This is a genomic window from Proteus sp. PR00208 (genome assembly GCF_016238545.1).
In the GTDB taxonomy this organism is placed as follows: Bacteria; Pseudomonadota; Gammaproteobacteria; order Enterobacterales; family Enterobacteriaceae; genus Proteus.
This window is the reverse complement of the sequence record NZ_JAEHQE010000013.1, coordinates 59,832-73,658: the sequence shown is the minus strand read 5'-3', so window position 1 is coordinate 73,658 and position 13,827 is coordinate 59,832. Positions and strand designations below refer to the sequence as shown.

9 protein-coding genes and 7 tRNA genes are annotated in these 13,827 nt (G+C 39.8%); 13 read left to right on the top strand and 3 right to left on the bottom strand.

Annotated elements, in window-relative coordinates; translation table 11 throughout:
* Positions 1 to 357 precede the first annotated feature (357 nt).
* From chiP to nagE, 3 genes are all read right to left on the bottom strand, one after another.
* Complete coding sequence (gene chiP / locus JEP36_RS10580) at positions 358 to 1,752, bottom strand: chitoporin ChiP (protein ID WP_109374105.1); 1,395 nt, start codon at positions 1,750 to 1,752, stop codon at positions 358 to 360.
* Between the two features lie 639 nt (positions 1,753 to 2,391).
* Positions 2,392 to 4,059: a glutamine--tRNA ligase gene (glnS, locus tag JEP36_RS10575; RefSeq protein WP_036912065.1), complete on the bottom strand. Its 1,668-nt coding sequence runs from the start codon at positions 4,057 to 4,059 to the stop codon at positions 2,392 to 2,394.
* Positions 4,060 to 4,256: 197 nt separating this feature from the next.
* The gene (gene nagE, locus JEP36_RS10570) at positions 4,257 to 6,299 is read right to left on the bottom strand and encodes an N-acetylglucosamine-specific PTS transporter subunit IIBC (RefSeq protein ID WP_198620402.1); all 2,043 of its coding nucleotides are present in this window, start codon (positions 6,297 to 6,299) and stop codon (positions 4,257 to 4,259) included.
* A 480-nt stretch (positions 6,300 to 6,779) separates the two neighbouring features.
* On the opposite strand from nagE, the gene nagB reads away from it, so the two are divergent.
* From nagB to fghA, 13 genes are all read left to right on the top strand, one after another.
* Positions 6,780 to 7,586 (top strand): glucosamine-6-phosphate deaminase, encoded by an 807-nt coding sequence (nagB, locus tag JEP36_RS10565; protein WP_109374102.1) that lies wholly within the window; start codon positions 6,780 to 6,782, stop codon positions 7,584 to 7,586.
* A 124-nt stretch (positions 7,587 to 7,710) separates the two neighbouring features.
* Complete coding sequence (nagA, locus tag JEP36_RS10560; protein WP_109374101.1) at positions 7,711 to 8,871, top strand: N-acetylglucosamine-6-phosphate deacetylase; 1,161 nt, start codon at positions 7,711 to 7,713, stop codon at positions 8,869 to 8,871.
* A 13-nt stretch (positions 8,872 to 8,884) separates the two neighbouring features.
* Positions 8,885 to 10,117, top strand: a complete 1,233-nt coding sequence (gene nagC, locus JEP36_RS10555; RefSeq protein WP_088493435.1) for a DNA-binding transcriptional regulator NagC — start codon at positions 8,885 to 8,887, stop codon at positions 10,115 to 10,117.
* 411 nt (positions 10,118 to 10,528) lie between these two features.
* Positions 10,529 to 10,605: transfer RNA gene (locus JEP36_RS10550), tRNA-Met, on the top strand.
* A gap of 7 nt (positions 10,606 to 10,612) precedes the next feature.
* Positions 10,613 to 10,697, top strand: a tRNA-Leu gene (locus tag JEP36_RS10545).
* 27 nt (positions 10,698 to 10,724) lie between these two features.
* Positions 10,725 to 10,799 (top strand) — tRNA-Gln (locus JEP36_RS10540).
* A gap of 41 nt (positions 10,800 to 10,840) precedes the next feature.
* Positions 10,841 to 10,915, top strand: a tRNA-Gln gene (locus JEP36_RS10535).
* A 32-nt stretch (positions 10,916 to 10,947) separates the two neighbouring features.
* Positions 10,948 to 11,024 (top strand) — tRNA-Met (locus JEP36_RS10530).
* Positions 11,025 to 11,029: 5 nt separating this feature from the next.
* A tRNA-Gln gene (locus JEP36_RS10525) sits at positions 11,030 to 11,104 on the top strand.
* A 52-nt stretch (positions 11,105 to 11,156) separates the two neighbouring features.
* A tRNA-Leu gene (locus JEP36_RS10520) sits at positions 11,157 to 11,241 on the top strand.
* 263 nt (positions 11,242 to 11,504) lie between these two features.
* Positions 11,505 to 11,780, top strand: coding sequence for a metal-sensing transcriptional repressor (locus JEP36_RS10515; RefSeq protein WP_036938507.1), 276 nt, complete (start codon positions 11,505 to 11,507; stop codon positions 11,778 to 11,780).
* 18 nt (positions 11,781 to 11,798) lie between these two features.
* Entirely contained in the window at positions 11,799 to 12,911 is a 1,113-nt protein-coding gene (locus JEP36_RS10510; protein WP_198630178.1) for an S-(hydroxymethyl)glutathione dehydrogenase/class III alcohol dehydrogenase, read from the top strand.
* A 53-nt stretch (positions 12,912 to 12,964) separates the two neighbouring features.
* Positions 12,965 to 13,795, top strand: a complete 831-nt coding sequence (gene fghA / locus JEP36_RS10505; RefSeq protein WP_198630177.1) for an S-formylglutathione hydrolase — start codon at positions 12,965 to 12,967, stop codon at positions 13,793 to 13,795.
* Positions 13,796 to 13,827 lie beyond the last annotated feature (32 nt).

Genomic DNA, 13,827 nt, shown 5'->3' with positions numbered 1-13,827 from the left:
TTACTTAGGGTAAATACCTTACGCAAATTCTGCGAAATAACTGAAGCACAGGAGATAAACATAACCCACTCACATTTATCTCAGACGACATGACATGACGACTTTACTACATTACTTTTACTACATTACTTTTACTATATACTGCGATTTTAAAACGACTCTTTACTTCGGCTCTTTTACTTCTTACTACTGCTGCTGACTACTTCACTTTATTAACGAGGCTTATTTGTAAGGTTCTTCTTAATTAATGCATCTCTATCTTTCTACTACTTATTTTTACTTATCGTAATCATATTTAGCTTTTTTAATTTTATTCAGGATAAAGTGCAATTAATACACTTTATCCCTATGCTGATATTAGAAAATAGTGAATGGCATTATCACGTTAAACTTAACGTCTTTTTCATCTTGGAAGATATTACCAAAACCACCGTCATAACTTGGAATATCGGAGTGGTTATCGTAACGGGTATAATGAAGCTTAAAGAGAGTACCTTTAGCGCGACCTTCTTGAACCGTATACATAATATCCGCATTCCATGCACTTTCTCTGATACGCTGACCTTGGTCATAAACGGCTTTACCACTTGGTTTCGCATCCCATGCGTAAATATATGAAGTGCCGACAGCCCAACCTGACAGATCCCAGTTTTTCAGATCATACATAACGCCAGCATAAAGTGCTTTTTCTCCATTGGCGTTAAAGTCAGAACGACCATCCCACCAAACATCAAGACGACCGTTAGAGGTTGCCCAGCCTGGAGTCATACGTTGTAAGAAATAACCTTGATTACCTTCAGCTTTAACCCACGTTCCTTCTACTTTGAAGTCAAATACATTGTAGGTATAACCAAAAGTCAGTGCTTGTAACCATGCCAACCCATCATAAACGTCATTAACACCACCGCCAGTAACTTTATCTTTAGCACCGTAGAATTGGTAAGACGTTCTTAATGCATTGTCAGCAATTGGAAAATCATAAGAAACTTTGCCAAAATACTGATCGATATAACCATCGGCCTGACCAAATGCAGCTTCTAACACTAGGCTGTTTTTAAAATCATATTTGGCGCCAAAAGAGTGAAGATAGCTGATATTAGTTTCTAGATCAGCTTTACGGAAGTTATACATATTCCGATACCACGGTGCTTTATATTCATCCGTCCACATATATGAGAAAGATAATTCACCGCTTTTATCGAAATCGAAAACAGCACCCGCTTCAGCACCGCGATAAGTCCCCGGTAAGAAGCTCCAATGTGGACGCAATAAGCTTTGGCCTTTAGGTTGAATATATCCACCTTGAGCCCAGAAATTGCCTAATTTGAATTTCGCAGCCGCTTTATAAACACTCATGCCACTGCGATCGCCAGTCCATTTTTCATCCCAGCGACTTTTTGCATCACTAAAACCAATTTCATTAGGTGCAGCTGGGCCACTGTTATTCAATTCAGCCGCGCCAAAAGCAGCTAAATCAATACCAATAAAATCACCAAGGTAGCCTGATGAGAAATCTAGATTAGCGTTGAAAGTAGAATGGTGTAAGTTAGCTTTGTATTTGCCGTAATCAGGACTATTTGGTGTTAACTCTTTTCTATCACGGTCACGTTGCCAATAAAAAAGACCGCCTGTTAAGGTTGAGTCATCAATAAACCCTTCAGCATGAGACATTTTTGCAGGTAGTGCAGTTACAAGCAATGCGCCCATAACGGCAAGTGCCACCCTGCCTGGTTTAGCATGTTGCATAACCATAGCATTGTTTCCTCTTTGACTTTGACTAAAAAAGAAATAAGCACAATGCCTATTTCCAAATATAAAACCCCAAGTGGGGAAAAAACCTAAATTAGGTTAGAAACAGCATATTTTTCGCGACGCGAATTATCAACCTAAAAAAAAGAATTTTTATCAAAATATGACAAAGGGCACATAACCAAATGATCGTTTCATTTTCTTGCTTTTATAATTATTGATTAAAACCAATCATAATTAATTGATTTAAATGCATTTTATAAAACAATCTTTAAATGATATGAAATTTCGTTTTTATAGAAAGGAATAATAAGCAGTATTTATAAATAATCTTTTTTAACCATGTGAAATAGGTGGTATTAATCACACTTTTCTTATTACAGTTTTATTTAGCGTGATGGTATGAAAAAACAAAAGAATAAAGTGATAGTGAATAAACTATTTCAAATGAAATAAATGAAAAGTTATCACCTAAAAAAGAAAAAACGAGAGACTAATCAAATTAAGAATGGTAAATATTTAATATCAATAGATGAAAAATCATCCAAACTAAGATGTAAAACAGATAAAAAATGCTCGATAAATAATTACCGAGCATTTTATTCATTAAAGTACTAATGTGTCTTAAAACGCGGCAGCAGATTAACCTTGCTGAGAAATCTTCGCCCAAGTGTCTCGTAAGCCCACAGTACGGTTAAACACAAGTTTATCCGCTGTTGAAAGCTTATCAGCGCAGAAGTAGCCTTCACGCTCAAATTGATACGCTTTTTCGATAGCGGCATCTTTTAAGCTACGTTCAACAAAACCTTCACGAATAACTAATGATTCAGGGTTAATTGTTGATAAGAAATCATCTTCTGCTGCTGGGTTTGGTACGCTAAATAGACGGTCATAAAGACGGATTTCAGCAGGAATAGCATGTGGAATGCTTACCCAGTGAATAACGCCTTTTACTTTACGCCCATCAGCAGGATCTTTATTTAGAGTCTCTGCATCATAGGTGCAGTAAATGGTCGTAATTTCGCCTTGTTCGTCTTTTTCGACACGTTCTGCTTTAATCACATAAGCATTACGTAGACGCACTTCTTTACCTAGCACCAGACGTTTATATTGACGGTTTGCTTCTTCTTTGAAGTCTGCGCGATCAATATAGATCTCACGGCTAAATGGTACTTCACGCGTACCCATTTCTGGCTTGTTTGGGTGATTTGGTGCAACAAGAATTTCTTCACCTTCTGGCATATTTTCAATCACTAAACGAACTGGATCGATAACCGCCATTGCGCGTGGTGCATTTTCGTTTAAGTCATCACGAATACAAGATTCCAAAGCTGCCATTTCGACGTTGTTTTCTTGTTTCGTCACACCAATACGTAGGCAGAATTCACGAATAGATTCTGCGGTATAACCACGACGACGTAAGCCTGAAATCGTTGGCATACGAGGATCATCCCAACCATTCACAATGTTTTCTGTCACAAGCTGATTCAGCTTACGTTTTGACATCACTGTATATTCAAGGTTAAGACGCGAGAATTCATATTGACGAGGATGACAAGGGATAGTGATATTATCCAGCACCCAATCATATAAACGGCGGTTATCTTGGAATTCTAAAGTACATAAAGAATGTGTGATATTTTCCAGTGCATCAGAGATACAGTGGGTAAAATCATACATTGGATAAATGCACCATTTATTTCCGGTTTGGTGGTGTTCAGCGAATTTAATACGATAAAGAACAGGATCACGCATAACAATAAAAGGTGATGCCATATCAATTTTCGCACGTAAACACGCTTTACCTTCTTCAAAGCCACCCGCACGCATTTTTTCAAACAGCGCTAAGTTTTCTTCTACGCTACGTGAGCGATAAGGGCTGTTTTTACCTGGCTCTTTTAATGTACCGCGGTATTCACGAATTTCTTCAGCACTTAACTCATCAACATAAGCTAAGCCTTTATTAATCAGCTCAATCGCATATTGATAAAGTTGATCAAAATAATCTGAGGAGTAATGAATGCTACCTTCCCATTGGAAACCTAACCACTGAACATCTTTTTGAATTGAGTTGATGTACTCAATATCTTCTTTTACTGGATTGGTATCATCAAAACGTAGATTACATTTTCCCTGATAATCTTTAGCAATACCAAAATTCAGGCAAATTGATTTCGCATGGCCGATATGAAGATAGCCATTAGGTTCAGGTGGGAAACGCGTTTGAACGCTATCATGTTTCCCGGTAGCCAGATCTTCGTCAATAATTTGACGAATAAAGTTCGTTGGGCGGGCATCTGCCTCATTCATGGTCATTTTTTCCTCAAAGCAAAACGCATAATTAACCCACTATAATCCAATAAGCAGGTTTCATAAATACCTTAGCTAAATACACCCCTGAGATATTTATCAAAATAGAGATAAAAAAACGGGAAGTTCGAAAGACTCCCCGTTTTATCGTCTTATTTAACCATCTCTTTATAGAGGATTAAATATCTATATAGAATTTATTTTAACACTTTGTAGATAACCGTTTTATTTCCGACCACAACACCTGCAACTTGTTCAGCAATCTTATCAAAATCATCGATATTGCTGACAATAACAGGGCTTATCATCGATTTAGCATTAGCGTTCAGATATTCAAGATCTAATTCTAAGATAGGTTGACCAACTTTAACGTCTGCACCTTCTTCAACTAAACGCTTGAAGCCTTTGCCGCCTAATGCAACGGTATCAATGCCCATATGCACAATGATTTCCACACCATTGTCAGTCTCAATACAAAATGCATGGTTTGTATCAAAAATCTTAACAACAGTACCTGTCGCAGGCGCCATCACGATATTAGAGGTTGGTTTGATTGCTACACCATCGCCAACAACACCACTAGAGAACGCTTCATCAGGCACTTCTTTTAATGCCACCACTTCACCATCAAAAGGTGCAATCATTTCAAGTAACACTTTTGCATTGGCATTCGCTTGTTTTACGGGTGCTTTTTCAGTAGAAACTGTTGAAGCAGAAGCACCTTCATAAGCAGGCACAGGACCTTGTGTTAATACATCGCGCATTGCGTTAGCGACAAGCTCTGCTCGTGTACCCACAATCACCTGAACACTTTGTTTGTTTAAGCGAATAACGCCTGAAGCCCCTAAACGTTTTGCGTATGCATCATTAACAACGCCAGAGTCTTTTACATTAAGACGTAAACGTGTAATGCAAGCATCAATACCCGTTAAGTTATCAGAACCACCGATAGCCGCGATATATTGGCGAGCTTCTTGTTGAATACCTTCTTTACTATTTGCTGGCGCTGTTTTGATATCTTCATCATAACCATCAGCAGTTTCATCACCGGTCACTTCATCTTCACGACCTGGTGTTTTCAGGTTAAATTTAGTGATAGTGAAACGGAAAATACCGTAATAGATAAAGAAGAAAACAATACCCTGAACAATCAGCATGTACCAATGAACAGCCAGTGGGTTACGTGAAGATAAGAACATATCCACTAAGCCTGCACTAAAGCCGAATCCTGAAATCCACTCCATGCTTGCCGCGATATAAACAGAAATCGCCATTAAGAATGCGTGAATAACATAAAGCACTGGTGCGACGAACATAAAGGAGAATTCAAGCGGCTCAGTAATACCAGTGAAGAATGCAGCAAACGCACCCGCCATCATAATACCAGCCACTTTTGCTTTGTGTTCTTTACGTGCGCAGTGATAAATAGCAAGAGCTGCACCCGGTAAACCAAACATCATTACTGGGAAGAAACCTGCTTGATAACGACCTGTAACACCCACTGTTGCTAAGCCAGAATCAATAGCTTGCTGACCTGCTAGGAAGTTAGGAATATCATTAATACCAGCAACGTCAAACCAGAATACAGAGTTCAACGCATGGTGTAAGCCCACAGGAATTAATAAACGGTTAAAGAATGCGTAAATACCCGCACCTAATGCTCCCATATCTTTAATGCTTTCACCAAAGCTAACTAATCCGCCATAAATCACAGGCCAGATATACATCAGAATAAAGGCGACGATGATCATTAAAAACGAGGTCAAAATAGGAACTAAACGGCGACCACTAAAGAACGACAGTGCGCGAGGCAGCTCAACGCTACTGAAGCGGTTATAAAGCTCGGCTGAAAGTACACCAACTAAGATCCCAACAAACTGGTTATTTATTTTACCAAAAGCAACTGGAACCTCTTCTAAAGGTAGGCCTTTGATCATTGACACCGCGGCTGGAGAGCAAAGTGTTGTCACAACTAAGAACCCAACAAACCCTGTTAAAGCGGCAGCACCGTCTTTGTCTTTCGACATACCATAAGCAACACCAATGGCAAACAAGACTGACATATTGTCGATGATAGCAGCACCAGATTTGATAAGTAAGGCAGCAAGCGCGTTATCACTACCCCAGCCTACTGGGTCAATCCAGTAGCCAATCCCCATCAGAATTGCTGCTGCAGGTAATGTAGCGACAGGCACCATCAGCGCCCGTCCTATCTTCTGCAGATAACTTAAAATATTCACAAACTCCCCCTTGGATAGCCCCTATATTGGGATCTTATTCATACTCATTCATATTTTATAAGAAAAATGATGAGCTAATTATTTAATTCCATTTTTAGTCTAAAAAATTTATTTCGTATCGCAAATTAATTAGTCATAATTTGTGAGTTAAGTCACCAATATAGTATATTTTTTAGCTGAAATGCTGGCTAAGTCAGAAAGCTTATTTTATGATTAAAAATATCTTTTGGCGGGACATTTCGATCATCAGCTAAAAATGAAAAGAAATTCGTGTTATACACTCTAAATCATTCGAGTTGCAGGTAGGCGGCAAGCAAAGATATCCCGATGAATATACTCATGTATGTGATTCGGGTAGCTGAGCGTAGCCAACACCCCTGCAACTTGAAGGATGACGAGTATAGATGAGCCACTGATAATCACACGATAAAATAACACGTTACTGAGTTATCAGATTTGTCTTTTTTCTATGAGGTTACTATGAGGTTAATCCCCCTATCCACGGCAAAACAAGTTGGTAAGTGGTCTGCAAATTATATCATTGAGAAGATCAATGCGTTTAATCCAACAGCAGAGCGCCCTTTCGTGCTTGGTTTACCAACTGGTGGCACGCCATTGGCGACATATAAAGAGTTAATTGAATTACATCGTGCAGGAAAAGTCAGCTTCCAACACGTTGTAACGTTCAATATGGATGAATATGTTGGTATTCCATCAGATCATTCACAAAGTTATCGTACTTTTATGTATGAAAACTTCTTTAATCATATTGATATTAAAGATGAAAATATCAATTTATTAAACGGTAATGCAGAAGATCCACAAGCAGAATGCGAACGTTATGAGGCTAAAATTAAGTCTTATGGCAAAATCAATTTGTTTATGGGCGGTGTAGGTAACGACGGTCATATCGCATTTAATGAGCCAACGTCATCACTTTCTTCACGTACTCGCATGAAAACGCTAACAGAAGACACTCGTTTAGCAAATTCACGCTTCTTCGATAATAATGTTAATCATGTTCCTAAATATGCACTGACAGTTGGTGTAGGTACATTATTAGATGCTGAAGAATTAATGATTTTGGCAACTGGTTTTAATAAAGCGCAAGCAGTACATGCTGCAACAGAAGGCGCTGTTAACCATTTATGGACGATTTCCTGTGTTCAACTTCACCCTAAAGCCATTTTAGTGTGTGATGATCCTGCAACAATGGAATTACGAGTAAAAACATTGCGTTATTTCCAACAGATTGAAGCGCAAGAGTGTCAGAAATACCAAGACTAAGTTTAGTAAAATAAGTACCTACTGATTAAGTAGTGGAAAAGGCTAAGCTCTCTTACTTATCAGCCAGAATTTGCTGGCTGATATCGGATTTTTAGATTGACTTCCCTTATCAGGAGACAAAGGTATGTTTGCCTTAACAAATGCTGTTATTTATACAGGTTTCGACCGTTTAGAAAACCACGCCATTATTATTAACGGCTCCCGTATTGAGCAGGTTTGCCCACAGGATCAACTGCCAAAAGATATCACTGTTCGTGATATGAAAGGTGCAATTGTCTCTCCCGGTTTTATCGATTTACAAGTTAATGGCTGTGGTGGCGTACAATTTAATGACACGCCTGAAAATGTCACCGTTGAAACGTTAGAAATTATGCAAAAAGCAAATGAACGTTTAGGTTGCACTAGCTATTTACCCACGTTAATTACCTGTTCTGATGAATTGATGAAAATAGGCATTGACGCAACTCGTGCTTATATGAAGAAACATGAAAATAAAGTGTTGGGATTACATTTAGAAGGCCCTTATATCAATGTAATTAAAAAAGGGACTCATGATCCACAGTTTATTCGCCAACCTAGTGCACAGATGATTGACTATTTGTGCGATAATGCTGATGTTATCGCTAAAATCACCCTCGCGCCTGAAATGGTTGATGAAAAGTATGTTCGTCAATTAATCAAAGCAGGTATCATTGTTTCTGCGGGTCACTCCAATTCGACTTATGAAGAAGCACGTAAAGGATTCCGTAATGGTATCTCATTATCGACTCACCTTTACAACGCAATGCCTTATATTACAGGCAGAGGGCCGGGGCTTGTAGGTGCCATTTATGATACACCTGAGGTTTATGCTGGTATCATTGCCGATGGTTTACATGTTTCATGGGCAAATATTCGTAACAGTAAGCGTCTGAAAGGTGAAAAACTACTTTTAGTCACAGATGCAACTGCGCCAGCAGGGCTTGATCCTAGTAAAAATGAGATGGATAGCTTCGTTTTTGCGGGTAAAACCATATATTATCGTAATGGTCTTTGTGTCGATGCAGATGGCACATTAAGTGGATCATCACTGACCATGATTGGTGCAATTAAAAATAGCGTGATCCATGTAGGTATTCCATTAGATGAAACATTGCGGATGGCAACTCTTTATCCTGCTCGTGCAATCGGAATGGAAAAAGAATTGGGAACAATTGAAGCAGGAAAAATTGCAAACCTCACTTCTTTCGACAAGGACTTCAACCTTTGCACAACGTTTGTCAATGGTATCGAAATAACTGAATAACTAATGGATGTCTATGCTGATGAGTCATAACAACACTGAAACGCAAATTGGCAATATCGATCTTGTTAAACAACTTAACAGTGCGATTGTGTATCGACTGATTGATCAACACGGGCCAATTTCCCGTATCCAAATAGCCGAACAAAGCCAACTAGCGCCAGCCAGTGTGACTAAAATTACTCGTCAGTTGCTTGAACGAGGCTTAATCAAAGAGGTTGATCAACAGGCATCAACAGGTGGACGTCGCGCAATTTCTATTATTGTTGAACACCGCAATTTTAATACAGTCAGTGTGCGATTGGGGCGTAATGATGCCACTGTCGCTCTTTACGATCTGAGCGGTAAAGTCATCATTGAGCAACACTACCCTCTAGAGCAGAGTACTCAAAATGAAGTTGAAGCCCTGCTCATCAATGCAATTGATGACTTTATTAAACAAAATCAACGTCGCATTCGTGAGCTTATTTCAATTTCCGTGATTTTGCCCGGTCTTGTTGATCCAAATAAAGGCATTGTTCGTTATATGCCTCATATGAAAGTAGATAATTGGGCGCTGGTAAATAGCTTAGAAAAACGCTTTAGCCTGCCTTGTTATGCTGGGCATGATATTCGAAGCCTTGCACTAGCTGAAAACTATTTTGGTGCCACACGAGATTGTGAAGACTCACTACTCGTCCGGATACATCGTGGTGCAGGTGCGGGTGTTATCATTAATAATAAAATTCTGCTCAACCAGCGTGGTAACCTTGGGGAAATTGGTCATATTCAAATCGATCCTCTAGGTGAACGTTGCCATTGTGGTAATTTTGGTTGTTTAGAAACGATTGCATCCAATACTGCTATCGAAGCCAAAGTGCGCTATCAATTAGAGCAAGGCTACCCAAGCCAGTATTTATCGCCAACACAGTGCCAAATCCAAGATATTTGTCGAGCTGCTGTAAAAAATGACCCGCTAGCAGTCGAAACCATCAAACAAGTGGGTTTACATTTAGGTAAAGCGATTGCGATCGCTATTAACTTATTTAACCCACAAAAAGTGGTTTTAGCGGGTGAATTGACTGAAGCAGCTGAAGTTTTACTTCCCTCAATTCAAAGTTGTATTAATACGCAAGTATTAAAAGAATTCAGAGAAGAGCTTCCTGTCGTCACATCAGAGCTTGATCATCGTTCAGCCATAGGGGCTTTTGCCTTAACTAAACGCGCAATGCTTAACGGAGAATTGCTTCAACAGCTATTAGAAAAGTAATTTATTGTCGATAAATTACACTTTTTGAGTTGAATGTATACTTTTCTGACCTTTATTGCGAAATAAGTCTAAAATTCAATCAGTAATATCCAAAGAAAAAGAAATGTAGCGTGATTTTTTCACCGCATTTCTTTTTTTATGCTCATTGTTCTTCATCTTTTCCTTCTTTCACTTAATCTCATTTCTGTTACTGCTTTGTTTTTTCTTTTTATTCACACACTATTGCGTCTTATTTTTTGAGATATTTTTCATCAACAAGGTTGTTTTTTGGATCTTTTTTCGACAAAATGATTAACCATCGAGCAAACGGACACGTTTCTCGAAAATTAATGCAAAAAGCAGTTGACGGATTTGTCTGTAATACGCATAATGCGCCCCGCAACGCCGACGAAGGTTATGCAAAAAAAAGATGGCTATGTAGCTCAGCTGGTTAGAGCACAACACTCATAATGTTGGGGTCACAGGTTCGAATCCCGTCATAGCCACCATCTTTTTGCGGGAGTGGCGAAATTGGTAGACGCACCAGATTTAGGTTCTGGCGCCGCAAGGTGTGCGAGTTCAAGTCTCGCCTCCCGCACCATTTTAACCTCGTCAAGAATTTATCAGTTGGGATATCGCCAAGCGGTAAGGCACCAGGTTTTGATCCTGGCATTCCCAGGTTCGAATCCTGGTATCCCAGCCATATTTCTGATAAATAAGTGTGTTGACAATTGAATTAGCGGATGGGGTATCGCCAAGCGGTAAGGCACCAGGTTTTGATCCTGGCATTCCCAGGTTCGAATCCTGGTACCCCAGCCATCTTTCAAAAGAAAGATAGCTAGATTCAATAAGGCTATGTAGCTCAGCTGGTTAGAGCACAACACTCATAATGTTGGGGTCACAGGTTCGAATCCCGTCATAGCCACCATTTTTTGGGATATCGCCAAGCGGTAAGGCACCAGGTTTTGATCCTGGCATTCCCAGGTTCGAATCCTGGTATCCCAGCCATATTTTGAAAGAGAGACTCGCAGAGCGAGTCTTTTTTTCTGAAAAGTTGTATGCGGGAGTGGCGAAATTGGTAGACGCACCAGATTTAGGTTCTGGCGCCGCAAGGTGTGCGAGTTCAAGTCTCGCCTCCCGCACCATTGATTACTAACGTGTTTATCACGAAATCAACAGATAAGACTCGCAATAGCGGGTCTTTTTTGTTTTTATCTCTTCATTTTTTCCTATCTGTTATCTAAACATCATTCTTCCCCCTTCTTTTCTTATTCCTCTACTCTCAAAGATCAACATTCTCCACATCATCATTTTTTATTTATTCTCATCACTCCACACTTTATTGATCCCTCTGTACATATATCTCTCCAGATACTATACTCCCCCATAGTATATTTAAGGATTATGTATGCCACACTCACCAGCAGAAAAAAAAGCCGCGTTAACTCGCGTAAGAAAAATTAAAGGGCAGCTTCTTGCATTAGAAACTGCACTTGAAAATGAAAATGAATGCGGTCAGGTATTACAACAAATTGCCGCCATCAGAGGTGCTATTAACGGTCTGATGGCAGGTGTGCTCGAAAGTCATTTACGTGAAGGTCTTATGGATGCCGTCGCTTCTCCTGAAGATCAAAAAAATTCCGTTGATGATGCCATTTCACTTATCCGCACTTACCTGCGTTAATAACAAAAAGGATACACCATGAAATCTCGTGCTGCGGTCGCATTTGGACCAGGAGAACCTTTAAAAATCGTTGAAGTTGATGTAATGCCACCTCAAGCGGGTGAAGTGCTCATAAAAATTAGCCACACAGGCGTTTGTCATACAGACGCATTTACACTCTCTGGTGATGATCCTGAAGGTGTATTCCCTGCAATTCTTGGTCATGAAGGTGCTGGTGTAGTTGTAGAAGTTGGTGAAGGTGTCACTAGCGTTAAACCAGGCGATCACGTTATTCCTCTGTACACTGCTGAATGTGGTGAATGTCTATTCTGTAAATCAGGCAAAACAAACTTATGTGTTGCAGTCAGAGCAACGCAAGGTAAAGGTTTAATGCCAGATGGAACAACACGTTTTTCTTATAACGGGCAGCCTATTTATCACTATATGGGATGCTCTACTTTTAGCGAATACACTGTGGTGGCTGAAGTTTCTCTAGCAAAAATCAATCCAGAAGCCAATCACGAAGAAGTTTGCTTATTAGGTTGTGGCGTAACAACCGGTATTGGCGCGGTTCACAATACAGCAAAAGTGCAAGAAGGTGATTCGGTTGCAGTGTTTGGTTTAGGAGGCATTGGTCTTGCTGTTCTTCAAGGCGCAAGACAAGCCAAAGCAGGTCGAATTTTTGCGATTGATACTAATCCTGAAAAATTTGAATTAGCACGTCAATTTGGTGCTACAGATTGCTTAAATCCTAATGACCACGACAAGCCCATTCAGCAAGTCCTTGTTGAAATGACACAATGGGGTGTTGACCATACTTTTGAATGTATTGGTAACGTTAATGTCATGAGAGCTGCATTAGAAAGTGCACATCGTGGCTGGGGTCAATCCATTATTATTGGTGTTGCTGGTGCAGGACAAGAGATCTCAACTCGTCCTTTCCAATTAGTCACAGGTCGTTCGTGGAGAGGCACCGCTTTTGGTGGTGTTAAAGGTCGTAGCCAATTACCCGGTATGGTTGAGGATGCAATGAAAGGCGATATCGAACTTAAGCCTTTTGTTACCCATAAACTACCGTTAGAAAAAATTAATGAAGCTTTTGATTTAATGCACGAAGGTAAATCAATCCGTACAGTTATTCATTTCGATTAATCATCTTCAAACCTATGTCTCATAGGTTTGTCTTTGCTTTTAAAGGAGTCAAAATGGAAAGGGTTGAACGTCACGCCTGCTTTGGTGGTTGGCAAGAAGTCTATCAACATACATCAAAGACGTTAAATTGTGAGATGAAATTTGCCATCTACCTTCCTCCTATGGAAGAAGAACAAAAATACCCTGTTTTATATTGGTTATCAGGCTTAACCTGCAACGAACAAAATTTTATTACTAAATCAGGCGCTCAACAATTTGCGGCGCAGCATGGCATTATTTTAGTCGTACCTGATACCAGCCCTCGCGGTGAAAATGTCGCTGATGATAGTGCTTATGATTTAGGGCAAGGCGCTGGCTTTTACCTTAATGCGACACAATCGCCGTGGAATACTCATTACAATATGTATGACTACATTGTTGATGAGCTTCCTACACTGATAGAAATGCATTTTCCTGTGACTCATCAACGTGCTATTAGTGGGCATTCGATGGGAGGTCATGGGGCATTAACGATTGCATTGCGAAATTCGGCACGCTACCGCAGTGTGTCAGCGTTTTCTCCGATAGTAGCACCGTCAGTTGTTCCTTGGGGTAAAAAAGCGTTTAGCGCTTATTTAGGCGATGATACGACACAATGGCACCAATATGATGCGGTGGCATTAATTAGCCAAGCAGAAAGTGTATTACCTATGCGTGTTGATGTCGGAGTCGATGATCCTTTCTATCAAGAGCAACTGAAGCCTGAATTATTTTCACAAGCTTGCGATGCAAAACAATTCCCTTATCAATTGAATTTACATCAAGGGTACGATCACAGTTACTACTTTGTGGCGAGCTTTATTGGTGAGCATATTGCTTTTCATGCCAAGCATTTAAAAGCATAACAACAATGCGATGATCTTATTGCTGATATTCA